Origin of the sequence: Streptosporangium sp. G11, from assembly GCF_051192615.1 — a bacterium.
In the GTDB taxonomy this organism is placed as follows: domain Bacteria; phylum Actinomycetota; class Actinomycetes; order Streptosporangiales; family Streptosporangiaceae; genus Streptosporangium.
In genome coordinates, this window is the sequence record NZ_JBPJUQ010000003.1 from 40472 (window position 1) to 65724 (window position 25253).

The 25253-nt window shown below is 72.2% G+C and carries 21 protein-coding genes; 13 read left to right on the top strand and 8 right to left on the bottom strand.

All coding sequences use genetic code 11. The features are described 5' to 3' along the window. Window position 1 precedes the first annotated feature (1 nt). The 5 genes from cysD (at window position 2) to ACSDR0_RS03925 (ending at window position 5642) form a co-directional block, all read left to right on the top strand. Window positions 2-916: a sulfate adenylyltransferase subunit CysD gene (gene cysD, locus ACSDR0_RS03905; protein WP_435287324.1), complete on the top strand. Its 915-nt coding sequence runs from the start codon at window positions 2-4 to the stop codon at window positions 914-916. Window positions 917-1019: 103 nt separating this feature from the next. Beyond that, a complete protein-coding gene (gene cysN / locus ACSDR0_RS03910; protein ID WP_435287325.1) occupies window positions 1020-2282 on the top strand; it encodes a sulfate adenylyltransferase subunit CysN in 1263 nt (420 codons plus the stop codon). Between the two features lie 392 nt (window positions 2283-2674). Further along, window positions 2675-3607, top strand: coding sequence for a sulfotransferase (locus tag ACSDR0_RS03915; protein ID WP_435287326.1), 933 nt, complete (start codon window positions 2675-2677; stop codon window positions 3605-3607). Further along, complete coding sequence (locus tag ACSDR0_RS03920) at window positions 3604-4545, top strand: glycosyltransferase family 2 protein (protein ID WP_435287327.1); 942 nt, start codon at window positions 3604-3606, stop codon at window positions 4543-4545. Before ACSDR0_RS03915 ends, ACSDR0_RS03920 begins: the two co-directional genes overlap by 4 nt. Window positions 4546-4607: 62 nt before the next feature. Beyond that, window positions 4608-5642, top strand: a complete 1035-nt coding sequence (locus tag ACSDR0_RS03925; RefSeq protein ID WP_435287328.1) for a WecB/TagA/CpsF family glycosyltransferase — start codon at window positions 4608-4610, stop codon at window positions 5640-5642. 101 nt (window positions 5643-5743) lie between these two features. Here ACSDR0_RS03925 and ACSDR0_RS03930 read toward each other — a convergent pair whose 3' ends face one another. The 6 genes from ACSDR0_RS03930 to ACSDR0_RS03955 form a co-directional block, all read right to left on the bottom strand. Further along, entirely contained in the window at window positions 5744-6700 is a 957-nt protein-coding gene (locus ACSDR0_RS03930) for a sulfotransferase (protein ID WP_435287329.1), read from the bottom strand. Between the two features lie 88 nt (window positions 6701-6788). Then, window positions 6789-8087, bottom strand: a complete 1299-nt coding sequence (locus tag ACSDR0_RS03935; protein ID WP_435287330.1) for a lipopolysaccharide biosynthesis protein — start codon at window positions 8085-8087, stop codon at window positions 6789-6791. Then, the gene (locus ACSDR0_RS03940) at window positions 8075-8932 is read right to left on the bottom strand and encodes a sulfotransferase (RefSeq protein WP_435287331.1); all 858 of its coding nucleotides are present in this window, start codon (window positions 8930-8932) and stop codon (window positions 8075-8077) included. Before ACSDR0_RS03940 ends, ACSDR0_RS03935 begins: the two co-directional genes overlap by 13 nt. Beyond that, entirely contained in the window at window positions 8929-9930 is a 1002-nt protein-coding gene (locus ACSDR0_RS03945) for a hypothetical protein (protein WP_435287332.1), read from the bottom strand. Before ACSDR0_RS03945 ends, ACSDR0_RS03940 begins: the two co-directional genes overlap by 4 nt. Next, on the bottom strand, window positions 9927-11219 hold the full coding sequence (locus tag ACSDR0_RS03950) for a hypothetical protein (RefSeq protein WP_435287333.1): 1293 nt from the start codon (window positions 11217-11219) through the stop codon (window positions 9927-9929). Before ACSDR0_RS03950 ends, ACSDR0_RS03945 begins: the two co-directional genes overlap by 4 nt. Next, window positions 11216-12544 carry a Wzz/FepE/Etk N-terminal domain-containing protein gene (locus ACSDR0_RS03955; RefSeq protein ID WP_435287334.1) on the bottom strand — a complete coding sequence of 443 codons (1329 nt, stop codon included), beginning with the start codon at window positions 12542-12544 and terminating at the stop codon, window positions 11216-11218. Before ACSDR0_RS03955 ends, ACSDR0_RS03950 begins: the two co-directional genes overlap by 4 nt. A 321-nt stretch (window positions 12545-12865) precedes the next feature. Here ACSDR0_RS03955 and ACSDR0_RS03960 point away from each other — a divergent pair, with 321 nt between their 5' ends. After that, window positions 12866-14017 carry a glycoside hydrolase family 26 protein gene (locus tag ACSDR0_RS03960; protein ID WP_435287335.1) on the top strand — a complete coding sequence of 384 codons (1152 nt, stop codon included), beginning with the start codon at window positions 12866-12868 and terminating at the stop codon, window positions 14015-14017. A gap of 118 nt (window positions 14018-14135) precedes the next feature. Here ACSDR0_RS03960 and cysC read toward each other — a convergent pair whose 3' ends face one another. Beyond that, window positions 14136-15365 carry an adenylyl-sulfate kinase gene (cysC, locus tag ACSDR0_RS03965; protein ID WP_435287595.1) on the bottom strand — a complete coding sequence of 410 codons (1230 nt, stop codon included), beginning with the start codon at window positions 15363-15365 and terminating at the stop codon, window positions 14136-14138. A gap of 120 nt (window positions 15366-15485) precedes the next feature. Beyond that, window positions 15486-16214 carry a class I SAM-dependent methyltransferase gene (locus ACSDR0_RS03970; RefSeq protein ID WP_435287336.1) on the bottom strand — a complete coding sequence of 243 codons (729 nt, stop codon included), beginning with the start codon at window positions 16212-16214 and terminating at the stop codon, window positions 15486-15488. Window positions 16215-16367: 153 nt separating this feature from the next. On the opposite strand from ACSDR0_RS03970, the gene mfd reads away from it, so the two are divergent. The 7 genes from mfd (at window position 16368) to ACSDR0_RS04005 (ending at window position 25222) form a co-directional block, all read left to right on the top strand. Beyond that, complete coding sequence (gene mfd, locus ACSDR0_RS03975; protein ID WP_435287337.1) at window positions 16368-19922, top strand: transcription-repair coupling factor; 3555 nt, start codon at window positions 16368-16370, stop codon at window positions 19920-19922. A gap of 27 nt (window positions 19923-19949) precedes the next feature. Continuing rightward, a complete protein-coding gene (locus tag ACSDR0_RS03980) occupies window positions 19950-20603 on the top strand; it encodes a SurA N-terminal domain-containing protein (RefSeq protein ID WP_435287338.1) in 654 nt (217 codons plus the stop codon). 9 nt (window positions 20604-20612) lie between these two features. Further along, window positions 20613-21557 carry a MazG family protein gene (locus ACSDR0_RS03985; RefSeq protein WP_435287339.1) on the top strand — a complete coding sequence of 315 codons (945 nt, stop codon included), beginning with the start codon at window positions 20613-20615 and terminating at the stop codon, window positions 21555-21557. 175 nt (window positions 21558-21732) lie between these two features. After that, on the top strand, window positions 21733-23010 hold the full coding sequence (gene eno / locus ACSDR0_RS03990) for a phosphopyruvate hydratase (RefSeq protein ID WP_435287340.1): 1278 nt from the start codon (window positions 21733-21735) through the stop codon (window positions 23008-23010). A gap of 256 nt (window positions 23011-23266) precedes the next feature. Next, entirely contained in the window at window positions 23267-23677 is a 411-nt protein-coding gene (locus ACSDR0_RS03995; protein WP_435287341.1) for an FtsB family cell division protein, read from the top strand. A gap of 40 nt (window positions 23678-23717) precedes the next feature. Further along, window positions 23718-24266: a DUF501 domain-containing protein gene (locus tag ACSDR0_RS04000; protein ID WP_435287342.1), complete on the top strand. Its 549-nt coding sequence runs from the start codon at window positions 23718-23720 to the stop codon at window positions 24264-24266. Next, window positions 24263-25222: a Ppx/GppA phosphatase family protein gene (locus tag ACSDR0_RS04005; protein ID WP_435287343.1), complete on the top strand. Its 960-nt coding sequence runs from the start codon at window positions 24263-24265 to the stop codon at window positions 25220-25222. Before ACSDR0_RS04000 ends, ACSDR0_RS04005 begins: the two co-directional genes overlap by 4 nt. Window positions 25223-25253 lie beyond the last annotated feature (31 nt).

Genomic DNA, 25253 nt, shown 5'->3' on the forward strand with positions numbered 1-25253 from the left:
GATGCTTCAGCGCGACTACACCACGTCGCAGCTCGACGTCCTCGAGGCAGAGGCTGTTCACATCATGCGCGAGGTCGCGGCGGAGTTCGAGCGTCCCTGTCTGCTCTTCTCGGGGGGCAAGGACTCCATCGTCATGCTCCGCATCGCGGAGAAGGCGTTCTGGCCCGCGCCGATTCCCTTCCCCCTGATGCACGTCGACACCGGGCACAACTTCGCCGAGGTCATCGAGTTCCGCGACCGCCGTGCCACGGAGCTGGGCGCCCGCCTGGTCGTCGCCGGAGTCCAGGACTCCATCGACGCCGGACGCGTCGTCGAGGAGACCGGCCGCAGGGCCTCGCGCAACCGGCTGCAGACCACGACGCTGCTGGACGCGATCGAGGAGAACGAGTACGACGCGGTGTTCGGCGGCGCCCGCCGCGACGAGGAGAAGGCCCGCGCCAAGGAGCGCGTGTTCTCCTTCCGCGACGACTTCGGCCAGTGGGACCCCAAGAACCAGCGCCCCGAGCTGTGGAACCTCTACAACGCCAAGATCCGCAAGGGTGAGCACATCCGCGTGTTCCCGCTGTCCAACTGGACCGAGCTCGACATCTGGGACTACATCCGGCGCGAGGAGATCGAGATCCCCTCGATCTACTTCGCCCACACCCGCAAGGTGTTCGAGCGCGACGGCATGCTGCTGGCCGACAGCGAGTTCATCATCCGCGACGAGGACGAGCCGCTCCTGGACATGACGGTCCGCTACCGGACGGTCGGCGACGTGACCTGCACCGGAGCCGTCCAGTCGAGTGCCGCGACGGTCGAGGCGATCATCGAGGAGATCGCCGTGACCCGGATCACCGAGCGCGGCGCCACCCGCGCCGACGACCGCGCCTCAGAGGCCTCCATGGAGGACCGCAAGAGGGAGGGCTACTTCTAGTGGACATCCCCCTCCCCGGCTCCCCGTGCCACCCGGCCCCGCACGGGCCCCTTCCCGCGCGGTCCCGCCGCGCACGCCGTACGACCTCTGGAGAGCAGCGCTAATGGACATTCTTCGCTTCGCCACGGCGGGAAGTGTCGACGACGGAAAGTCGACCCTCATCGGGCGGCTGCTCTTCGACTCGAAGGCGATCTTCGAGGACCAGCTGGAGGCCGTCGAGCGCACCTCCCGCGACCGCGGCACCGAGTACACCGACCTGTCGCTCCTCACCGACGGCCTGCGGGCCGAGCGGGAGCAGGGCATCACGATCGACGTGGCCTACCGCTACTTCGCCACTCCCAAGCGCAAGTTCATCATCGCCGACACCCCCGGGCACATCCAGTACACCCGGAACATGGTCACCGGCGCCTCCACCGCCGACCTGGCGATCGTCCTGATCGACGCCCGCAAGGGCGTGCTGGAGCAGTCGCGCCGGCACGCGTTCCTCACCACCCTGCTGCGGGTGCCGCACCTGGTCCTGGCCGTCAACAAGATGGACCTGGTCGACTACTCCCAGGAGCGGTTCGAGGAGATCCGCGAGGAGTTCACCGCGTTCGCCTCCAAGCTGAACGCGCCGGACCTGACGTTCATCCCGATGTCGGCGCTGCACGGCGACAACGTGGTGTCGCGCTCGGAGAACACGCCCTGGTACAACGGGTCCTCCCTGCTCCACCACCTGGAGCACGTGCACATCGCCTCCGACCGCAACCTGGTCGACGTGCGCTTCCCCGTGCAGTACGTCATCCGCCCGCAGCGGGCCACCGACCCCTCACTCCACGACTACCGCGGCTACGCGGGCCAGGTCGCCGGAGGGGTGCTCAAGCCCGGCGACGAGGTCATGCACCTGCCCTCGGGCCTGGCCACGCGCATCGCGTCGATCGACACCTTCAACGGGCCGGTCGACGAGGCGTTCCCGCCGATGTCGGTCACCCTCCGGCTGGAGGACGACATCGACATCTCGCGCGGCGACATGATCTGCCGCCCGAACAACCAGCCGCACGTCTCCCAGGAGCTGGAGGCGATGATCTGCTGGATGGCCGACACCGCCAAGCTGGCCCCGCGCACCAAGCTGACCATCAAGCACACCACCCGCACGGCCCGCGTCCTGGTCAAGGACCTGCACTACCGGCTGGACGTCAACACCCTGCACCGGGACGAGACGGCACAGTCGCTCGGCCTCAACGAGATCGGGCGGGTCTCGCTCCGCGTCACCCAGCCCCTGTTCGTGGACGACTACGCCCGCAACCGCCTCACCGGCGGCTTCATCCTCGTGGACGAGTCCACCAACAACACCGTCGGCGCCGGGATGATCGTCGACGCCAGGTAGGCACACCCCGCCGCCCGCGTTCGCCGCCGTGGCTCCCTCCCCGTACGCGAGGGGAGGGAGCCACGGCGGGGCCGCGGGCGGTCGCCGTTTCCTGAGCCGACCGCACCGGTGAGGGGTCCTTCCCGGGGCGGTCCGCCCGGCGACACGCGGGCGCACCGTGAGGTTCCGGTCGCCGTTTCCTGAGCCATACGCCCCCTCGTGCCCCTGTGCCCGGCGGCGGGTCGCGGGGTTCCGGCGATTCCCCGTTCAGGAGATGGGCGGCGTTACACCCGCTGGGTAGATCCTTTGTCCGTTCTCTGACCCCTCCGTTACGCTCCGCGCTAGCCTCGGCACGTTCCGTATCCGTCGGGTAAGGATTCGCGCCTGTGTCTGATAGTCCGTCACCTGCTCGGGTGGTATTTCTGGGCGGCCTCGGCCGCAGCGGGACCACGCTGCTTGAGCGCCTGCTCGGGGAGGTCCCCGGCATCGCGCCGCTCGGCGAGGTCGTCCACCTCTGGGCCAGGAGCGCGCTCGCGGACGAGGCCTGCGGGTGCGGAGAGCCCTTCGGGTCGTGTCCCTTCTGGGAGAAGGTCGGTGAGCGCGCGTTCGGCGGCTGGTCCGAGGAGCTGGCCCACCGGATGATCGCGCTCAGGTCCCGCGTCGACCGCACCCGGCGCATCCCCACCCTGGCCAGGCTCCTCGCCGAGGAGCAGGCGGGCACCGGCAGGTGGCCGACGCCCGGCACCGCCGAGCTGGACGAGTACGTCGCGATCCACCGCGACCTGTACGACGCGGCGGGCGAGGTCGCCGACTGCCCAGTCGTGATCGACTCCAGCAAGCACGCCTCGCTGGCCTTCTGCCTCGCGGCGGCCGGAGTCGACGTCCAGGTCGTCCACGTGGTTCGCGACCCGCGCGCGGTCGCGCACTCCTGGCGCAGGAGGGTCGCCCGTCCCGAGGACGGGCGTCCGATGACCCACTGGTCGCCCTCCCGCACCTCGCTGCACTGGCTGAGCGAGAACCTCAGCCTCGAACTCCTCGCCCGCAGGGGCGTCCCGGTCACCCGGGTCCGCTACGAGGACCTGCTCGACGCCCCCGCCGACACCCTCAGGCGCGTGGTCGCCAGGATCGGCCTCCCGTGCCGCCTCGACTTCCTCTCGGGCGGCTGGGCGGAGTTCTCGACGGCCCACACGGCCTCGGGCAACCCCGTGCGCTTCATGGTCGGCCGCACGGAGCTGACCAGGGACGACAGCTGGCGCGCCGTCGCGCCGCCCCGGCAGTCGCGCCTGGTCGCCGCGCTGACCTGGCCCCTCATGATCAAGTACGGCTATCACAGGAGACTTTCGTGAACACATCGGTGGGTGTCGTCATCCCCACCCGGGGACACCGGCCCGACCGGCTGCGCACGGCCATACTCGCCGTGCTCGGCCAGGACCACCCCGGTCCCGTCGAGGTCGTCGTCGTCGTGGACGGCGGCGACCCGGCCTGGGTCGCCGACCAGGTGGCCGACCTCCTGGCCAGCCGGGCGCTGACACCCGGCCGGCACGGGGCGCCCTCGCGCGGCGTGCGGGTGATGGCCAACCGGCTCACCCCCGGCCTGCCCGGTGCCCGCAACACCGGCATCGCGGCGCTCGGCACCGACATGGTCGCCTTCTGCGACGACGACGACCTGTGGCTGCCCGGCAAGGCCCGGGCCCAGGTCGCCGCGCTGGAGGCCGAACCGGACGCGCGCTTCTCCAGTTGCGCCATCGAGGTCGAGTACGGATCGCGCCGCATTCCCCGGCTGGCCGGGACCGGCCGCGTCACCTACCGCCACCTGGTGCGCTCGCGGATGGTGATGGTGCACTCCTCGACGTTCCTGTTCCGGCGCGGCGGGCTCTGGGTGGACGAGAGCGCCCCCAAGGGCCAGAACGAGGACTGGGACCTGGCGCTGCGCGCCGCCGCCCAGCATCCCATCGTGCACGTCGACCGGCCCCTGGTCCGGGTGCGCTGGGGTGGCTCCTCGTACGTGGCCCGCTGGGCCGACCGGATCGCCGGGCTGCAGTGGATGCTCGCCCGGCACCCTGATCTGGCCGTGGATCCGCGCGGCGCGGCGCGGGTCTACGGTCAGCTCGCCTTCCACCACGCGGCCCTCGGCCAGCGTCGGGAGGCGGGCCGCTGGGCCTGGCGGGCGTTCACCGCCCGTCACGGCGAGCCCCGCGCGCCCATCGCGCTCGCGGTGGCGGCGGGCCTGGTCCCCGCGCGGACCCTGCTCAGCCTCCTGCACCATCGGGGACACGGCATCTGATGGCGCCCATCACCGAGCACCCGCGTGTGATCCTCCGCCACGGTGCCTCGATCGTTCCGTCCGTGACGGACCGGGCCGCCGAGCGCCCGCCGGCGCTCGCGCGCTACGGCCCGCCGGTCATGTCGTCCGCGGTGGGGCGGGCCGTGGTCCCGGCCGCCCGGTACACCGTGACGCCGATCCCACCCCTCACCGACCACCGGTCTGCGACCGCCGGTCACGATCCGGTGCCCGGCCTGCCCGCCGTCGCAGGGCGGGCCGGAACGCCGGTCACCAGGCGGGGGGCGGCCCCGCCCGCCCCCCGCAGGCCCCGGCCCGACAAGGCCACCCGCAGGCGTCTGCGCAGGCGCGTGCGCGTGGCGGGGGTCGCGATCGACCCGATGACCGAGAGCGAGGTCGTCGACCACGTGGTCGCCGCCCTGAAACGCGGTGAGGGCGGCCACCTCGTCACCCCGAACGTCGACATCAGCCGGACCGTCGCCCGCGACGCCGGGGCCCGCCGGTTCGTCGAGCGCGCCGACCTCGCGGTGGCGGACGGCATGCCGTTGGTGTGGGCGGCGAGGCTGCTCGGCACCCCCCTTCCCGGCCGGGTCACCGGCGCCGACCTGATCTGGTCCCTGTCGGAGGCCGCCGCCTTCTACCGCCACCCCGTGTACCTGCTGGGCGGTCCTCAGGGCACGGCCGCGCAGGCGGCCCGCGAGCTGGTGGGCCGCCATCCGAAGCTGGTGATCGCCGGGGTCGGCGCCCCGCCGTACGGGTTCGAGGACGATCCCGAGAGCTACGCCAGGGTGCGCGACGCCGTGATCGCCGCCGCCCCCCGGCTCGTCTTCGTCGGGCTCGGCTTTCCCCGGCAGGAGCGGCTCATCGCCTCACTCCGCCGGGACCTGCCGGGCACCTGGTTCGTCGGCTGCGGCTCGGCGATCGCCTTCGCCGCGGGCACCGTCCGGCGGGCACCGGTGTGGATGCGCCGCGGCGGCCTGGAGTGGATCTTCCGGCTGACGCGGGAGCCGGGCAGGCTCGCCCGCCGCTACCTGGTCGACGACCTGCCGTACGCGCTCCGGCTCCTCACGGTCTCCCTCGTACGCGGCCTGTTCTCCTGAGGCCACGAGGCCACGAAGCCGTGAGGCCGTGAGGCCGTGAAGGCGCGAGGCCCTGAAGCGCCGGTGCCCGTTTCCGCGTGGCGTTTCCCGCGGCGGCGCCGTCAGTGTTCCGCGGAGGCCAGTTCCCTGACCCTGCGGGCCTCCTGCGGGCTCAACCGGGCACCGGCCTCGGCGAGGGCGCGGCGCGAGTCCATCGGCCGGTAGGCCGTACGGGACAAGCCGCTCCAGGTGAAGCCGCCGGTGCCCGCGTCCGGCACGGTCGTGCCTGAGGCGTCCGTGCCTGAGGCGTCTGCGCCCGACGTGGCCGTGCACGCGCGGCGGACACGCTCCTCGGCGCGGGCCGACCAGGTCAGGCCCGCCCACTCGTACAGGCGGCGAAAACCCGGCCGGGGGTCGCGGGCCAGGTCCTCGTAGTGGACCAGCATGATCCCCGAATGCCGGGCGGCCAGATTGGCCGCGGTGATGCCCGCCGCCCGCCACAGGGCCACGGCCTTGGCGACGCGGTCCTGGGAGCCGACCAGCGGGCGCAACGCCTCCAGGTGGGGCTGGTCGCGCACCAGCAGCGGCTGTTCGAGCAGCTCGTGGAAGTAGATCGTCCAGCCGAGCCGCTGCCAGCTGCCGACGAACGCCACCGGATCGCGCAACAGGACGATCACCCGGCAGCCCAGCCGGTCCGCGAACCACCCGGCGGAGAACAGCGCGAACGGGTCGTCCAGCAGCGCCCGGCGCCCGCCCAGCCGCCCCAGCGTGAACGCGGTGCCGTACCGGACCATCCTCGCCAGGTCGTAGGGCGACCGGTTGCGGCGCAACTCGGCCAGGAACCCGTAGCGCAGCGCGGCCGTGCGGGTGAAGGCGGGCAGCCAGGCGTCCTCGTTGTCCCGGCAGATGTACTGGAAGCGGTGGCCGACCACGGCGTCGAGGACGCCGGGAGAGTGGCCCGGGGGGTGTTCGGGGTTGAGCGGCTCGTTGACGTAGACCAGCTCCCCGCTCGCCGTGAGCATCCTGCCCGTCCAGCTCGTCCCCGTCCTGGGCAGCCCGGTGACCAGCACGGGTGTCACGGCGCCCGCCGCGTGTTCAGGTGCTCGGGACGTTCGGGCCGCGCGTGGCCGGGGCGTCCGAAACGCGCGGACCGCGCGGACCGCGCGGTCACGGTGCCCGCCGCGTGTTCGGATCCGCCGGGCCGTACGTGCCGAAGGGCCGCAGGCCGTACAGGCGGTGGATGCGCCAGAGCGGCAGCAGGTTCTTGACCACCGTGCCCCCCGCCCAGCCGAGGGCGGCGCCGAGCGAGCCCATCGAGGGGATCAGCAGCAGGTCCAGCGCCACCGCCGTCGCGACGGCGGCGACCAGGTTGGCCAGGCTGGAGCCGGTGTGCCCGGCGGAGGTCAGCACCACGTCGGCCATCCCGCACGCCGTGGCGAGCATCATCGTCGCGGCCAGCACGAGCGCCACCGGCGCGCCGCCGGTGTAGCCGTCCCCGAAGACGGCGCCGAGCAGCCACGGCGCGAGCGCGGCGTACGCCAGCCAGACCGGCCAGGTCAGCAGGACCAGCCAGAGGGTGGCCGACCGGTACAGCTCGCGGGCGCGCGGCAGGTCGCCCTCGGCGAGGGCCCGCACCAGCCTCGGCTGCGTGGCCTGAGCCAGTCCCTGGCCGGCCAGCTGACCCACGACCTTGAAACGGGTGGCGGCGGTGTAGACGGCCGCCTCGGCCGGTCCGGCCAGCAGAGCCACGACCACGACGTCCAGCCGCTGGAACACCGCCTGGATCCCGGCCGCCAGCGACCGGGGCCAGGTGTGGCGCCACAGGTCGCGGGCGGTGCCCGGCAGGTAGGGGGTCCGGGGCAGCCGCCAGCGCAGCCAGAGCGAGGCCGATACCAGCACCGGCAGGTACGGCAGCGCCCAGGCCGCGGCGAGCAGCGGCACGGAATCGCGGCCCGCGAGCACCACCGCCCCGACCAGGAGCAACTGGGCCACCGGCTGCAGCACCCCGTCCAGCAGCACGGTCGGCCGCATCGCGCCGAACCCGCGGGTCGCGCTCACCACGACGCCCGAGCAGGCCACCGCGGGCAGGGCCACCGCGAGCACCCGCAGCGCCGGGTCGGAGGCGGTGAGGATGACCGCCGCACCGGCCGCCAGCGAGAGCGACGCGACCGGGACGAGCGCCGCGCGGACGTAGCCGGAGGTGGAGCGGTAGCCGGAGGACCGGGACCTGGCGATGAAGTAGACCAGCCCGTTCCCGGCGTCCAGCCGCAGGACCGCGGCGACCGTCAGGCACAGGGCGGTCGCCGAGAAGAAGAGACCGGCCGTCTCCTGCCCCGTCCCCCTGGTGACCAGCACGACCGTCAGGAACTGCGCGACGGCACCCGCTCCCGCTCCCGCCAGCCCCGCCAGCCCGCCCCGCGCGGCCCCGGTCAGCCCCGCCAGGCGGGTGGAGGTCAGCGGCGCCACGACGGCTCCGTGCCCAGCCACGAGGTCAGCAGGGCGTCCTGCTCCTCGAAGTGGGCCGTCAGCTCGCGACGGAGCTTGCGGGACATGGGGCCCTGCCTGGCCCGGGTGTTGTGCCGCTCGAACACCGGGTCGCCGAGGTGCGGCAGCCCGAGGAACGCCAGCACGCGGTCGTAGGCGAGGTCGGGTTCGGCGAAGAACCGGCCGCTGTCGAGGACGAGCAGCCGGTCGCGGCCGACCAGCGGCTCCAGCCGGGCGAGCTGCTCGGCGTAGCGGCCCCTGGCCAGGTAGGCGTGGTGGCGGTGGGCCAGGCTCGTCGCGTGCGGCGAGGCGCACAGGGCCTCCGTCGCCCCGGCCAGCCGCTCCTCCTCCAGCCTCACGGCCCTGGCGAAGGACCGCTCCGTCTCGAAGCCCCTGGCCAGCTCGTGGGCGTGCGCGGAGAAGGCCCGCTCGACGGGGTCGCGGACCAGCACGATCAGCTTGACGCCCGGCAGGTCGCGGGCGATCCTCGGGCCGGCCAGCGGATGGAACAGGTAGTAGGGCGACGACTCGAAGGCCTGGGGCCGGTAGCCGTACCTGCGGGCCAGCCGGGCGGCCGACACCCGCAGCGGGAAGTGCGCCCGGTACCAGGACAGGCCCCGGTCGTACGCCGTGTCGAAGTAGTGCACGCCCTTGCGCAGGACGGGTTTCAGGGCGAGCGGGTGCTGGGACAGGACGCGGTACAGGGAGGTGGTGCCGCAGCGCTGCGCTCCGATGATGAGGAAGGAGGGCAGCACCCGGCTTCCCGAGGTGAGGCGACCGATGGCCTCCGACGCCGCGTGGATCGAACGCTTCAGCGCGGGCTTCACAGCAGGATCTCCTGGGAGTCGGCGAGGGGGGTGAGCCAGAGCTCCGGTGGTCCGAGGGGCGCGTGGCCGTCGGACGCGTGACGGTCGGCGAGGGCGATCAGGTAGCGGAGCGCGGTCAGTCGTGACTCGGCGGCCGACAGCCCGAACGGGGCCAGGATCCGCAGGGCCCGCGCCACGCAGGCCCTGGCCGCGGTGGCCGGATCGTCACGGCGCAGGGCCCGCTGGAAGAAGTGGTGGACGGCGTCGAAGCCCAGCGGGACCCCGGTGCCGAACCGCTCCCAGTCCCAGACCAGCAGCCGTTCGTCGGGCCCGCGCGAGATGTTCCACGGCGTCAGGTCACCGTGCCAGGAGAACCCCCGGATCGGGTCTCCGGGGAGCTGGCGCGTATGGGAGGCCGGGTCTCCCGGAGCCGGGTTTCCCCGGGCCGGGTCGTCGAGCGGAGCGCGATCCGGGACGTGGCCTCCGGGAATGCGGGCGATCTCGGCGATCGCGTCGGTGAGGACGTCGCCCGGTACCCGCCCCCGCCGTACCGGAAGCGGGGTCAGCGCCAGCACGGACAGGCCGCGCCAGGATCCGTGGTGCAGCACGGCGGGCGGGACGACGGTCTTCAGCGGCACGCCGGCGAGCAGGCCGAGCGTCCGCGCCTCGTGGGCGACGAGCTCCCGGGTCAGGTCGGTGTCGCCGATCTTCACGAAGGCGATCGGCCCGTCGGCGGCGCGCGCCTCCAGGATCGGCTTGCGGTTGGCCCGCCTGGCCGGGCGCACGCGCAGCGTGACGCGGACGGGAGTGCCGAACACCTCGCTCAGGTGGCTCTCGATGCCGTCCCGCCCCGACGGCACCGTGACCCTCGCGCCAGGGTGCCACCACGCGCGGGGAACCAGCCTGCGGGGGAGCAGCCGGTGGGGGAGCAGGGTGTACGGGCTCGGGTCGCCGGGACCGGGGAACAGCAGGTCGAGGGTCTGGTCCAGGTAGCGCAGACGGGCGCGGGCGTCGTTCATGCGGCCGTGCTCGCCATCGAATTCCTCCAGAGCAGCGCGAACGAGACGAGGTACAGGCTGAGCGGGGTGACCAGCCCGTCGTAGACGAACATGTAGAGGAGAGTGAGGATCATCACGAGGACCCCCGCCAGGCCGATCGGGCTCCAGTCACGCCAGTGGCGGCGGACGGCCCCGGCGAAGAACGCCACGTAGAGGGCGGCCCCGGTGAAACCCTGCGTGATCATCAGGTGCCAGAGCTGGCCGTCCCCGCCCAGCGGCGGGTGGCCGCAGGTGGGGCACCAGTCGCTCTTGCCGGTGGTGATCGTGCGGTGGTTGCCCGTGGCGTTGCGGGTGTTGCCGTACCCGATGAGCGGCGCGGTGCCCGCGGCGGCGATGGTCGCCGAGACGGTGAAGGCGCGGATGTCGTTGCTGTGCGGGCTGTCGAGCCGCTGGGCCACCATCGCCTGCAGCGGGCTCAGGGCGAACGCCAGGCCCCCCGCGGCCAGGGCCGCGCAGACCGCGACGCGGGCCCGCGTGCCCAGGCGCAGCAGGACGTACGCGGCGGCGACGCCGAGCCCGATCCACAGGCCGCGGTTGAGCGAGTAGACGACGGGGATCGCGGCCAGCGCGACCAGCGGGATCACGGCCAGGCGCCTGCGCGGCCCGCCGTACACCCACCAGCCGACCACGAACCAGACGAGCAGCACCGAGAGGTTGCCGCCCCAGGCGTTGGCCCACTCGAACGGCGCCTCGGGGCGCGGCGAGGCGTGGCCGAGGACCTTCTGCATCTGGGCGGCGGTGGGGTGGATCAGGTTGTGGACGAAGGAGTTGCCGCCGATCCAGCCGGGGAGGAGCATCTCGACCGGCGAGGTGAACTCGGCGCGCGGGGCGAACACGCCCAGCAGTCCGCCCGCGACGGTCGTGAGGAAGAGCGCGCCGAGCATGCGCACCAGGGTGAGCTGCGGCAACTCCTCCTCCGTCAGGTTGCCCAGATAGAGCACCATGATCAACAGTGAGACGTAGAGGCACAGGCGCATCAGGTAGCCGATGACACGCCCGGCGCCGAACTCGCCGTAGGTGCCGGGCGGCATCTCGCCGAGCATGAGCGCGCTGATCAGGTAACCCGCCAGGAGCAGCAGCCAGAGCCCGAAGCCGCGCGGCGCCCTGATCGGCCGTCTGCGCCACAGGACCAGAGCCATCGCCGGGGCCACCACGACCACCGACAGGCCTCCGAAGCCGAGCGCCCACCAGACCGGATATCCCACCAGGAGCGCGGCGATCGGCCAGACGGCCGGACGCGGACCCCTCACAACCTGCGCCCCCTCCGCCCGGCCGCCGCCTGCCGGGCGATTGGAGCGTTCCCGTACGTCCCGGGTGCGAGCGGTGCCTCCGGAGCCCCGGGCGTTGCGCGTGCCTTGTCGCCGTTCGCTCCGTGTGCTCCCGGCCGGGCGGGTGCCCGCGGGCTCTCGCCGGGCGGTTCGGGCGCGGTCGGACCACTCGCCAGACCGGCGAGAGGCCGCGCGGCCCTCCTCGGGGCGCCCTCGCGGCCCCGTACTTCGCCGGGCAGCGGCACGGGCGGGACCTGCGAGGCCTGCTCGGCGTACGGAGCCCGCGCGGTGGGGGACGCGGGAAACGAAGGGAAGTCGTCGCCGATGACGAACGCGCCGACCACGGGAACCCCGCGATCGTTCAGGGCCCGTACGGCGCCCTTCACCTCGCGCGAGGAGGTGCCGGGCACGGCGACCACGAGCACCGCGCCCGTCAGGCCGTGCGTCTCCCCGACGTTGACGGCGTCGAGGCCGGTCAGGCGCCTGAGGTCGGCGGCGGTCCGCAGGGCGGTGTCGAGGCGGTCGCGGAGCCAGGCGGTCCCCACCCCGCAGAGCAGCCCTGCCATGAGGCCGCTGCCCAGGTAGAGGGGTGGGCGGGGGGCGGTGGGTTCCGTCGGTGCCACCGCCTGGCTGATCACGGAGCCCGGGGTGACGGCGACGGTCTTGAGGGCGTCGTATCTGGCGGTGAGGCTGTGGACCTGGCGGGCGAGGACGTTCTGCCGCTGGAGGGCGAGGGCCCGCTCGGTGGTCCCCCTGCCGAGGCCGGGAAGCGTGGTGGCGACCCTGGTGAGGCTCGCGTTGATCTGCTTCAGCTTGACCAGCACGGCCCCGATCTGGGCGGTGAGCGTCTGGGTGGAGGACTCGCGGCGCTGGGCCAGGTAGGCGAGGGCGTAGGCGCTCGCTCCCGAGGCCGCGGCCTTCGGGTCGGCGGCGCTGCAGGAGATCTCCAGGACCGAGGTGTTGGGCGGCACCGAGACCTCCGCGGGACAGGGAAGGCCGCCGAACAGGTGCCGGGCCTTCGCCGCGACCACCGCGGACCGGGCCACCTGGGCCTCGGTGTCGAGGTTGAGCGGTTCGCGCTGTCGGATGGTGACCTGGTTGGTCTGCTCCTGCGAGCCGGTCGCGGTCACCAGGACCTGCCCGGAGGCGGTGTAGGAGGGCGGGGTGAGCCACAGCAGGGCGGCGGCGCCACCGGCCCCGGTGAGGAGCAGGGAGACGACGATCAGCCACCGGCGGCGGAGAAACGACGCGTAGTCCGCCAGGTCCTCGCCTCCGTGGCGGACGGGGGCGTCCGGTGACGGGCTCATATGTCGCGGGTGCCTCTCCGGCGAACAGACGCTGGGAACCCTAGGAACTATAGGTCGGGTCTCCATTTCTTCGAACCAGTACGCAAGATTTTCTTCACGCAGGTATGGCCAATCACGGAGAGATAACAACTGTTTATCCGATATTTCCCGTCGTCCGCTCCGGGGCTACGGCATGGACCGGCAAAGTGAGGGACGAGGCACGTCCGGGTGATGGGAAGGTGTTTCCCCGTGACGGACGAAGACGATCCACGAATGCGTACGCGCGACAGCTGTGAGGAACCGGTGCATCGGACAAATGCTGCTATAGAAGTAATTCCGCGCGTGGTCAGAATCGCCGGTTCCGGCCTCGTCCTGGCGCTGGGACTGGGCACTCTCGCACTGGCGGTCGCGGGGATCAGCGGGAGCGGTCAGAACTCGAACGCCGCGGGCGTCGCGGACGCGGGGAGTGCCCCGGGCGCCGCGGGTGCCGCCGGCGCGGGGAGTGCCCCGGGGGCGCCGGGGATTCCGGGTGCGCCGGGCCCGTCCGCCGAGCCGTCCCGGGAGGCCTGTGAGGTCACCGGCAGGCTCGTCCCCTCCTGCGGCGCCTGGTGGGGCGTCGCGCCGGAGATCTTCACCGGAAGGCCTCCGGGGCGGGCTCTCGAGAGGGCCGAGAGGCGCATGGGCCGGCAGGCCGACATCATGCACGTCTACCACCGGGGCGACGAGCTCTTCCCGACCCCGGAGGAGCGCGCCATCGCCCGCGACCCGGACGGCCGAAGGCTCCTGCTGGTCAACTGGAAGCCCTCCCTCGACCACACCTGGGAGCAGATCGCCCACGGGGCGCTGGACGAGCGGATCGACAGGCTGGCCGCCCACATCGTGAGGACCTTCCCCGAGAAGTTCTTCCTCACCGTCCACCACGAGCCGGAGAACGACGTGCGCGAGGCCCGTGGCAAGGGGATGACGGCGGCCGACTATGCCGCCATGTTCCGCCACGTGGTGACGCGCCTGCGGCACGGGGGCGTGACCAACGCGGTCACGGTGATGACCTACATGGGCGCGCCCAACTGGGCGTCCGAGCCCTGGTTCGAGAAGCTCTATCCCGGTGACGACGTGGTCGACTGGGTGGCGATGGATCCCTACGTCGACCACAGGGTCCACAGCTTCGACGGGCTGGTCAACAAGATCCGCCCCGAGTTTCCCCGGTGGCAGGGGTTCTACCGCTGGATGCGGGAACGCTTTCCGGACAAGCCCGTCATGCTCGCCGAGTGGGGCGTCTTCGAGCGCCACGACCGGCCCGGGTTCAAGGAGTCGTTCTTCGCCTCGGTGCGCCGGGAGATCGGCGAGTACCCGCGGATCAAGGCCCTGGTCTACTTCGACTCGCCGCGCGCCCCCCGGGGCGACACCCGCTTCGACACCACGCCCGGCGGGCGGAAGGCTTTCGGCGAGCTCGCCCGCGACCCGCACCTCAACGCCGCCGTCCCGGCGGGCTGACCCCCGCCGAGGTACGGGCCGAAGCCGTCCCGCGCGGCGGCGGGGGTCGGCGACGGGCGACACCGGATCGCCGGGCCCACGTCATCGGACCCGGATCAGCGGATTCAACCGCCCCGGATCACCGGATCCAGCCGCCCTGGATCAGCGGGTCGAGCACCTGGTGCACCGCCCGGTCCACGCTGACGCCGGTGGTGTCGATCTCCAGGTCGGCGTCGTCCGGCTCCTCGTACGGGTCGGAGATGCCGGTGAACCCGGGGATGAGCCCCGCGCGGGCCTTGGCGTAGAGCCCCTTGCGGTCGCGGCGCTCGCACTCCTGGAGAGGGGTGGAGACGTGGACCAGCAGGAAGTCGGCGCCGACGGCCTCGACCATCGCGCGTACCTCCTCGCGGGTGGCGGCGTAGGGCGCGATGGGCGCGCAGATCGCCAGCCCGCCGTGCCTGGCGGCCTCGGCGGCGACGAAGCCGATGCGGCGGATGTTGAGGTCGCGGTCTTCCTTGGAGAAGGTCAGGCCCGCCGACAGCAGGTGGCGGACCACGTCGCCGTCGAGGTAGGTCACCGTGCGGCTGCCGCGCTCCAGCAGCGCGTCGCGCAGCCCCCGGGCGACGGTCGACTTGCCGGAGCCGGACAGGCCGGTGAAGAAGACCACCAGCCCCCGGCGGTGCGGGGGCCCGGGGAGCGTCACGGGCTCGGGGCCCGCCAGGTGCTCGGTCGCGCCGTAGGCCTCGGCCACGCGCTCGCGCAGCTCCAGGTCGATGGCGGGCTCCCTGGGCGCCAGCGGCACCACCGCCACGAGCGTGTCCTCGGGCAGCCCGTCACGGGCCTTGAGCGCGGCGCGAACCACCGCGGGCCCGCCCTCGCCGTGCGCCAGCGGGAGCAGCAGGATCGACGCCTCCAGCTCCTGCGCGGTCGCCACGATCTCGCCGAGGTCGCCCAGCGGCCCGCGCATGGTGACGGCCAGGACCGACTCCCGCCCGCCCAGCTGCTCGCGGATGCGCGCCGGGGTGTGGCGGAGCCGGGCGAAAGGCCCGTGCTCGGGGGCGTCCAGGGCCTCGACCGGTCCGGCGACGAAGCCGTTCTCCCGCCCGGTGACGCTCAGCACGGCCAGCGCGGCGCCCTCGGGGTCGCGCAGGGTGATCCGGTCGCCGGGGGCGGCCGGATGGTCGTCCGGCAGGGTGAGGGTGACCGGCGCGGGCCACGGCGTGCCGTCGGCGAGCGTGCCGCGCTCGTCCACGGAGTGCGCGTCGGCCGAGCTCAGGAAGCCCGTCAGCGGCCTGAAGGCGCCGGAGAGCAGCAGCTCAAGGTCGGCCAGCTCGCGGGCGTCGGGGGTCCACTCGAAAGGCGCCGTCATCTGCTCCACCATCGTGATCGTCGGACTTCTCTGTCTCACCCGCTCACGATGGGCGTCCCTGTCGAGCGAGCCTGGGATCCACCCGCCCGGTGAATCCCAGGTGCCTCGGCCCGGTGGATCTCAGATCAATCGGGCGAAGTGACTCTGGGGCTTGCGGATCACCATGGTTATCTCGTCGTGAGACGCGGGCCGGCTCCCCCTGGAGAGGGCCTCCACCATCGAGCAGGTGGCGCGGGCAAGCTTACCTAGAGGTCCGCGCAGTGCGGGCCCGCTGCCGGCCGAGATGTCCTCGGTCACCATCAGCCCGCGCACCAGGCAGAAGGAGTGCATCCCCTCGCGCGAGGCGATCTGCTCGTAGACGGCGGGCAGCGGGCCCACGGCCCCCGGCGGGGCGAACCTGCGCCACACCGCCCGCCGCAGCCTCGACGGCGTCAGCCGGTCGCACGCCCCGTACGCCGAAGCCCGGTCGCGCATCCTGACCAGCAGCAGCCCGCCGGGGCGCAGCCCGGTGAGCAGCCGGTCGAGCACGAGTTCCGCGTGCTCGATCCGCTCCAGCAGGAACGACACGTAGACGATGTCGAACGCCCGCGGGGGCACCGGCACGGAGCGCAGGTCGCCCAGGGCCCAGGAGTCCAGGTCCTTGCGGGCGGACGTGCTCGTGCGCAACACGGGCAGGTCCTCGTCGATCCCGATGACCCTGGACTCCGTCTGGGCCAGATCGAGCGGTTCGGGCCATCCGCACCCGGCGATCAGGATGTCGAGCCGCCGGCCGAGCTGGCTGCTCCACTGCTCCCTGATCCGCTGACTCAACAAGTCGTCTCGATCGACGACCGACCTCACCTCTGACATGTAACCGAGAGTAGTCAAGTCAGCACGATTCGTCGCGCATTTACCACTCTTTGCGAGAGCGTGCGCCTGGGCAAGTAGCCTTGAGCGGGTACCCCCCGTGTCCTCCCGGCCCGGGGTTGTCGTGTTGCCGTCGTGGGGCTGTGGGCGAATCTGATGAGTCTTTCCGGACTTCTGGACCTTGTCGCCGGGGAGCCTGAGCTGGCTTCCCTTCTTCGGGACGTGCGCGGGGGCGACTCGTCCGACGTGTCGCTGGTCGCGCCGCCGGCGCTGCGCCCCTTCGCGGTGGCCGCGCTGGCGAGGGAGGGGGCCAAGGGGGCGGCCAGGACCGTTCTCGCGGTGACCGCCACCGGGCGCGAGGCCGAGGATCTCGCCGCCGCCCTCACCAGCCTCCTGGACGAGAGCGCCGTCGCGGTCTTCCCCGCCTGGGAGACGCTCCCGCACGAGCGCCTGTCACCGCGCAGCGACACCGTGGGGCAGCGTCTGGCGGTGCTGCGCAGGCTGGCCCACCCGGTCGAGGGCGACCAGTCCGCGGGGCCGCTGCACGTGGTCGTCGCGCCGATCAGGGCGCTGCTCCAGCCGATCGTACGAGGGCTGGGCGACCTGCTGCCGGTGCGGCTGCGCGCCGGAGACGACGCCGATCTCGACACCGTCGTCCACAGCCTTGTGGAGAACGGCTACCACCGGGTCGACATGGTGGAGAAGCGCGGCGAGGTCGCGGTCAGGGGCGGCCTGCTCGACGTCTTCCCGCCCACGGAGGAGCACCCGCTCCGGCTGGAGTTCTGGGGCGACACCGTCGAGGAGATCCGCTGGTTCAAGGTCGCCGACCAGCGCTCGCTGGAGGTGGCCGAGGACGGGCTGTTCGCCGCCCCCTGCCGGGAGCTGCTGCTGACCGCCGACGTCAGGGAGAGGGCGAGGGAGCTCGCCGAGGCGCACCCCTCGCTGGCCGAGATCCTGGAGCAGCTGGCCGAGGGCGTGCCGATGGAGGGCATGGAGGCGTTCGCGCCGGTGCTCGCCGGGGAGATGGATCTGCTGATCGACCACCTGCCCGGACAGGCTGCGATCTTCGTGTGCGACCCGGAGCGCATCCGGGGGCGCGCCGACGAGCTGGTGCGGACCAGCCAGGAGTTCCTGGAGGCGTCCTGGATCAACGCGGCGTCCGGCGGTGAGGCGCCGATCGACCTGGGCGCTGCGGCGTTCCGCGGCCTGGAGGAGGTCCGCGACCACGCGCGGCGGCTCGGCCAGCCCTGGTGGTCGCTCGCGCCGTTCGGCGCCGACACCGACGACGCGGGCCCGGGTCACGAGCAGGGCGGCGGGCAGGCGCTGAGGGCGCGCGAGGTGGAGTCCTACCGGGGCGACACCCAGCGGGCGTTGTCCGACATCAAGGGCTGGCTCGACTCCGACCGGGTCGTCGTTCTGCTGAGCGAGGGCCACGGCCCCGCCGAGCGCATGGTCGAGCTGCTCAAGGGCGTCGACCTGCCCGCGCGCCTGGAGCCAGGCCTCGACACCGTGCCCGACAGGAAGGTCGTCCACGTCACCACGGGCCTGGTCGAGCACGGGTTCGTCACCCCGGCGCTGGCCGTGCTGACCCACCTGGACTTGGTCGGCCAGAAGGCGTCGACCAAGGACATGCGGCGGCTGCCCTCCCGGCGCCGCAACATGGTCGACCCGCTCCAGCTCAAGGTCGGCGACCACGTCGTGCACGAGCAGCACGGCGTGGGCCGCTACGTCGAGATGGTGCAGCGGACCGTGCAGGGCGCCACCCGCGAATACCTGGTGATCGAGTACGCCAAGGGCGACCGGCTCTACGTGCCGACCGACCAGCTCGACGAGGTCACCCGCTACGTCGGCGGCGAGTCGCCCACGCTCAACCGGATGGGCGGCGCCGACTGGGCCAAGGCCAAGACCAAGGCCAAGAAGGCGGTCAAGGAGATCGCCGGAGAGCTGATCCGCCTGTACTCCGCCCGGATGGCCTCGCCGGGACACGCCTTCGCGCCCGACAGCCCCTGGCAGCGGGAGATGGAGGACGCCTTCCCGTACGCCGAGACGGGCGACCAGCTGGAGGCCATCGACGAGGTCAAGCGCGATATGGAGCGCCCGATCCCGATGGACCGGCTGATCTGCGGCGACGTGGGTTACGGCAAGACGGAGATCGCGGTGCGGGCGGCGTTCAAGGCCGTGCAGGACGGCAAGCAGGTGGCCGTCCTGGTGCCGACCACGCTGCTGGTGCAGCAGCACATGTCGACCTTCGCCGAGCGGTTCTCCGGGTTCCCGCTGAACGTCAGGCCGCTGTCGCGGTTCCAGAGCGACGGCGAGGTCAAGGCGACCATGGAGGGCATGCGGGAGGGCTCGGTCGACATCGTGATCGGCACGCACCGGCTGTTCTCGCCCGAGGTCAGGTTCAAGCAGCTCGGCCTGATCATCATCGACGAGGAGCAGCGGTTCGGCGTCGAGCACAAGGAGGCCATGAAGCACCTGCGCACCCAGGTCGACGTGCTGGCCATGTCGGCGACCCCGATCCCCCGCACGCTGGAGATGGGGCTCACCGGCATCAGGGAGATGTCCACGATCCTCACCCCGCCGGAGGAGCGGCACCCGATCCTCACCTTCGTCGGCCCGTACGACGAGAAGCAGATCGGCGCCGCGATCCGGCGGGAGCTGATGCGCGACGGCCAGGTCTTCTTCGTCCACAACCGCGTGGCCAGCATCAACAAGGTCTCGGCCATGCTGCGCGAGCTCGTGCCCGAGGCCAGGGTCGCCGTCGCGCACGGCCAGATGCAGGAGCACCAGCTGGAGAAGATCATGGTGGGCTTCTGGGAGCGCGACTTCGACGTGCTCGTCTGCACCACGATCGTCGAGTCCGGCCTGGACGTGCCCAACGCCAACACCCTGATCGTCGACCGGGCCGACAACTACGGCCTGTCGCAGCTCCACCAGCTGCGCGGCCGGGTCGGCCGGGGCCGCGAGCGCGGCTACGCCTACTTCCTGTACCCGCCGGAGAAGCCGCTCACCGAGACCGCCCACGAGCGCCTGGCCACCATCTCCCAGCACACCGAGATGGGCGCGGGCATGTACGTCGCGATGAAGGACCTGGAGATCCGCGGCGCGGGCAACATCCTGGGCGCCGAGCAGTCGGGTTTCATCGCGGGCGTCGGCTTCGACCTGTACGTGCGCATGATGGCCGAGGCCGTGCAGGAGCAGAAGGCCAAGCTGGCGGGCACCTACCGGGAGGACGAGCGCCCCGACGTCAAGGTCGAGCTGCCGATCAACGCCCACATCCCGCACGACTACGTCACCTCCGAGCGGCTGCGCCTGGAGGCGTACAAGCGGATCGCCGCGATCGGCTCCGATTCCGACATCGGCGCGGTGCGCGACGAGCTCGTCGACCGGTACGGACGGCCGCCCCAGCAGGTGGAGAACCTGCTGGAGGTCGCCCGCTTTCGCATCCGCGCCCGCCGCGCCGGGCTCACCGACGTCACCCTGCAGGGGCAGAACATCAAGTTCGCGCCGGTGGACCTGAAGGACTCCCAGCAGGTCAGGCTGCAAAGGCTCTACCCGAAGGCACTGCTGAAGCAGGCGGCCGGTACGTTGCTGGTGCCGGTGCCCAAGACCAGGCCCCTCGGTGGTCAGCCGCTGCGCGATCTGGACCTGCTCAAGTGGTGCGGTGATCTCGTCGAGGCGATGTTCCTCGAAGCCGTGCGGGTAGAGTAAGCGACGTTTGTCGTGAAGGGAACGCATGTGAAGTCGACTCGAGTTCGCGTCATCCTGGCGGTCGCCGCCGCGGGTGTCGCGCTGACCGCCTGTTCTCCGAACCAGGCCGGTGCCGCCGCCGTCGTGGGCGGGGAGCGCATCAGCTCCGGTGAGCTGGACAGGAACGTGCGCGAGTACGAGGCGGCGCTGGCCAAGGCCAACGTCTCCGCCTCGCAGCTGCAGTTCAAGGACAGCGTCCCGCAGCTCGTGCTCTTCCAGCTGGCCAACGCCAAGCAGCACGCGAAGGTCGCGGCGAGCAAGGGCATCACGGTCACCGAGGGTGAGGTCGACCAGGTGATCGCGGGCCAGGGCGGCCAGGAGAAGTTCGAGCAGCAGATGCTCCAGCAGGCCGTGGCGCCCTCGCAGGCGCGCGAGTTCATGAAGTCGCAGGTGATGATCAGCAAGCTCATCGCCAAGTACGGCGGCGGAACGGACGAGGCCGCCATCCAGCGCGGCCAGCAGCAGGCGATCAAGGACCTGCAGGCCATGCCGATCACCTGGAACCCCCGGTACGGCAAGCTGAACGAGCAGCGGAGCGAGCAGCAGCCGAGCGTCTTCGTCGACGCCGGCCGTTTCGGCGCCCCCGGTGCTCCCGGCCCCGCCGACGCGCCGCCCGCGCCGCCGCAGCAGCAACAGCAGTAGCCTCCGGGCATGCCGCTGATCGTCGTCACCACCTCGCCCCGGGTCGCCCCGGGGCTGCTCAGCCGCCACGCGTGGCGGGTCCTCGAGGAGGGCCCGGTACGCACCGGCTCCGCCGACCACCCGCATCTGCCCTACCTGGCGGAGGCGGGGGTCGACGTCGAGGTGGTCGCCCCGGACCCGGCCGCGCTGGTCCGCGAGGCCGTGTCGGCGACCGTCGTGTGGCTGGAGGCCGACGAGGCGCTGATGCGCTCCATCGGCTACGCCGCCGTGGCGCTCGACGACCCGCCGGTGATCGAGATCGTGCCGGGCTCGTACGATCTGCCGGGCGCGCGGCTGCTCGATCTGGTCTCGGTGATGGACCGGCTCCGGGTCGAATGCCCGTGGGACGCCCGCCAGACCCACGAGTCCCTGGCCCCGTACCTCATCGAGGAGGCCTACGAGGTGCTGGAGACCATCGAGGAGGGCGATCACGCGGCGCTGCGCGAGGAGCTGGGCGACCTGCTCCTGCAGGTGGTCTTCCACGCGCGGGTCGCCGGTGACGGGCCCGACGGGTTCGACGTCGACGACGTCGCCGAGGGGATCGTCGCCAAGCTCGTCCGCCGCCACCCGCACGTCTTCGCCGACACCCGGGTGAAGGGCGCGGGCGAGGTCAGCGCCAACTGGGAGACGATCAAGGCCGCCGAGCGCGCCGCCAAGAACGGCGGCGACCCGGGTTCGGCCGTCGACGGCGTCCCGATGGGCCAGCCCGCGCTCTCCCTGGTCGCGCAGCTCCTGCGCCGCGCCGGGCGCGCCGGAGCCCCCGCGGCCCTCCCCGAGGGGATTCCCGCCGACGGCCTGGGCGCCAGGCTCTTCGAGCTCGTACGGCAGGCTCAGGAGGCCGGGCTCGACCCGGAGGCCGAGCTGCGCGCCGTCGCCCGCGCCTACCGCGACCAGGTCCGCGCCCGGCCACTCTGAGGCCGGGTTCCCGAGTCCCGATCCCCCGGACGACGCGCGGCCACCTCCCGGACCCCCTCCGGATTCCCCGCGGACCTCATACGGACATCGTCCGGAGGCGTCCCGGCCGCCGTACCGGTAAGTAGGTCTCGGTAGGCTTCTGAGGCAAACTGTCCTGCGACTTTAGGAGCGCTTCGTGGCTTCCATCGAGGGCGTTACCGCCCGAGAGATCCTTGACTCCCGGGGCAACCCGACGGTCGAGGTCGACATCCTCCTGGACGACGGCAGCCAGGGGCGCGCCGCGGTTCCCAGCGGCGCGTCCACCGGCCAGTTCGAGGCCGTCGAGCTGCGTGACGGCGACGAGCGCTACGGCGGCAAGGGTGTCGAGAAGGCCGTTCTCGGCGTGACCGACGAGATCGCCGACGAGATCCTCGGTTTCGACGCCACCGAGCAGCGCAGCATCGACCAGGTCATGATCGACCTGGACGGCACGCCCAACAAGGCCCGCCTGGGCGCCAACGCGATCCTGGGCGTCTCGCTCGCCGTGGCGAAGGCCGCCGCGGAGAGCGCCGAGCTGCCGCTCTTCCGCTACCTCGGCGGGCCGAACGCGCACGTGCTGCCGGTGCCGATGATGAACATCCTGAACGGCGGCGCGCACGCCGACAGCAACGTCGACATCCAGGAGTTCATGATCGCCCCGATCGGGGCGGAGACGTTCCGCGAGGCCGTGCGGATGGGCACCGAGGTCTACCACGCCCTCAAGGCCGTCCTGAAGGAGAAGGGCTACGCCACCGGCCTCGGCGACGAGGGCGGCTTCGCGCCGAGCCTTCCCTCCAACCGCGACGCGCTCGACCTGATCCTGGTCGCCATCGAGAAGGCCGGATACGTCGCGGGAGAGGACATCGGGCTGGCCCTCGACGTGGCCGCCTCCGAGTTCCACTCGGACGGCGTCTACACCATCGACGGCAAGGGCCTGTCCGCCGCCGAGCTGATCGCCTTCTACGAGGACCTGGTCGCGAACTACCCGCTGGTCTCCATCGAGGACCCGCTGGACGAGAGCGACTGGGAGGGCTGGAACGCCATCACCCGCGCCCTGGGCGACAAGGTCCAGCTGGTCGGCGACGACCTGTTCGTGACCAACCCCGAGCGCCTGGCCCGCGGCATCGCCGAGGGCACCGCGAACGCGCTGCTGGTCAAGGTCAACCAGATCGGCACCCTGACCGAGACCCTCGACGCCGTGGACCTGGCCCACCGCAGCGGTTACCGCTGCATGATGAGCCACCGCTCCGGCGAGACCGAGGACACCACGATCGCCGACCTCGCGGTGGCCACCAACTGCGGCCAGATCAAGACCGGCGCCCCGGCCCGCTCCGACCGGGTGGCCAAGTACAACCAGTTGCTCCGCATCGAGGAGCTTCTGGACGACGCGGCCCGTTACGCGGGTCGCGCCGCCTTCCCGCGCTTCCGGCGGTAGTTTCGTCTGGCGGCTCGCGCCCGCTCCGGGCGCGAGCCACACCGCCGGCCACACCGCGGACGAGCGCCGGCCTCCCCGCCCCGCTCCTGCCCGAGGAGATCGGGGCGAGGAGATCGGACGGAGAGACCGGTGCGGAGAGGCCGGCGCCGGAGACGGACGCCGGATCGACGAGGAGAGATCGGCCCCCGCCGGTGTCGCGACCACCGTGCGGGGCACGTGGACGACACCACGAGAGCGTGGAGACGGAGGAGGGCGCATGGCGGCACGGCCGCAGCTGACGGGACGGGCCGCGGTGCTCGCGATCGTGGTGTGCGCGATCGCCATGAGCCTCGCCTACCCCATCAGGGAGTACGTCGCCCAGCGCCGCCAGATCGCCCAGCTGGAGCAGGAGAAGGCCAGGGAGATCGCCGCGATCAAGGCCCTGGACGACCGCTCCAAGCAGCTCCTTGACCCCGGCTTCATCAAGCGGCAGGGCAGGGAGCGCCTCTTCTACTGCGATCCCGGGCAGAAGTGCTATGTCGTCATGGGAGGCTCACCCTCGCCCGGTAAGGGCACGGCCGGTGAGCGGAAGACCGTGGCCAGGCCGCCGTGGTACGAGACGCTGTGGGACTCGGTCAAGGCCGCCGACAGCGGCAGGGGACAGAAGGCGGCCAAGGCCGCCGGGTGACGCCGATACCCTGGTTGTCGGCTTTCAGGGGGTGTCACGAATGGTTGATGACCGCGACGTGGCGGCGGTGGAGCGACAGCTCGGCCGGGCGCCGCGAGGACTGCGGGGGGTGGCGCACCGCTGCCCGTGCGGGCTTCCCGACGTCGTCGAGACCGCCCCGAGGCTGCCCGACGGATCGCCCTTCCCGACCCTGTTCTACCTCACGTGCCCCAGGGCCGCCTCGGCCATCGGCACCCTGGAGACCTCGGGGATGATGCGGGACATGCAGGCCAGGCTCGCCGACGATCCGGAGCTGGCCAAGGCCTACCGGGCCGCCCACGACGACTACGTGGCGCGCCGCGACAGGGCGGCCGCCGAGGACGGCCTGGAGCCGCTGCCCCGCGACATGCAGAGCACCGGGGGCATGCCCACCCGGGTGAAGTGCCTGCACGCCCTGGTCGGGCACGAGCTCGTGGTCCCGGGCGGCAACCCCTTCGGCCGCGAGGCCCTCGACGCGCTCGGCGACTGGTGGTCCGCCGGACCGTGCGTCGCCGAAGCCGTAGCACCGTGTGCCCAGGCCGTGGCACCGACCACGAAGGAGACCGAGTGATCCGCGTCGCCGCGATCGACTGTGGCACCAATTCCGTCCGCCTGCTCGTCGCCGACGTCGGCAGGGACAGGCTGATCGACCTGGAGCGCCGCATGGAGATCGTCCGGTTGGGCCAGGGGGTCGACAAGACCGGCAGGCTGGCCCCGGAGGCCCTGGAGCGCACGTTCGCCGCCATGCGCGGCTACGCCGGGCTCATCGCCGAGCACGGGGCCTCCTCGGTCCGCGTGGTCGCCACCAGTGCCACGAGAGACGCCGCCAACCGGCAGGAGTTCGTGGACGGCGTGCGCGACATCTTCGGCGTGGAGCCCGAAGTGATCACCGGCGCGGAGGAGGCGGAGCTGTCGTTCTCCGGGGCCACCCGCGATCTGGTGCGGTTCTCGTACGAGACGGGCCTGCCCGCCCCCGACGGCACCCGCCCCCCGTACCTCGTGGTCGACATCGGCGGCGGCTCGACCGAGTTCGTGCTCGGCTCGACGCATGTGGAGGCCGCGCTGTCGGTCGACATCGGGTGTGTCCGGCTGACCGAGCGTCACCTGCGCGACGCGGGTGACCCTCCGTCGGCGGAGGCGATCGAGGCGATGACCGCCGACATCGACGAGGCGCTCGACCGGGTCGCGGCCGAGGTGCCCGTGGAGCGGGCGCTGACGATGGTCGGGCTCGCCGGATCCGTCACCACCGTCGCCGGAATGGCGCTTGAGCTGCCGGAATACGATCCGAAGAAAATTCACCACTCGCGAATCGCGGCAGGTCAGGTGCATGACATCGCCGAGCGGTTGCTTGGAATGACCGTTGAACGGCGGGCGGCGATTCCCATCATGCATCCAGGAAGGGCCGACGTGATCGGGGCGGGCGCGCTCATCCTGGACCGGATAGTGGCCCGCTACGGCTTCGGCGAGGTGGTCGCCAGCGAGCACGACATCCTCGACGGCATCGCGTGGTCGATCGCCGACTCATAACAAGACCTAGACAATTCGCCTGTTTAGGGAG

Bases quoted from the DNA above. Each gene is read 5' to 3' on its own strand.
- ACSDR0_RS03985 (WP_435287339.1), top strand. From the start codon at position 20,613: ATGCCGCTGATCGTCGTCACCACCTCGCCCCGGGTCGCCCCGGGGCTG.
- ACSDR0_RS03955 (WP_435287334.1), bottom strand. From the start codon at position 12,544: ATGAGCCCGTCACCGGACGCCCCCGTCCGCCACGGAGGCGAGGACCTG.
- cysN (WP_435287325.1), top strand. From the start codon at position 1,020: ATGGACATTCTTCGCTTCGCCACGGCGGGAAGTGTCGACGACGGAAAG.
- ACSDR0_RS03995 (WP_435287341.1), top strand. From the start codon at position 23,267: ATGGCGGCACGGCCGCAGCTGACGGGACGGGCCGCGGTGCTCGCGATC.
- ACSDR0_RS04000 (WP_435287342.1), top strand. From the start codon at position 23,718: ATGGTTGATGACCGCGACGTGGCGGCGGTGGAGCGACAGCTCGGCCGG.
- cysD (WP_435287324.1), top strand. From the start codon at position 2: ATGCTTCAGCGCGACTACACCACGTCGCAGCTCGACGTCCTCGAGGCA.
- ACSDR0_RS03970 (WP_435287336.1), bottom strand. From the start codon at position 16,214: ATGTCAGAGGTGAGGTCGGTCGTCGATCGAGACGACTTGTTGAGTCAG.
- cysC (WP_435287595.1), bottom strand. From the start codon at position 15,365: ATGACGGCGCCTTTCGAGTGGACCCCCGACGCCCGCGAGCTGGCCGAC.
- ACSDR0_RS03945 (WP_435287332.1), bottom strand. From the start codon at position 9,930: ATGAACGACGCCCGCGCCCGTCTGCGCTACCTGGACCAGACCCTCGAC.
- mfd (WP_435287337.1), top strand. From the start codon at position 16,368: ATGAGTCTTTCCGGACTTCTGGACCTTGTCGCCGGGGAGCCTGAGCTG.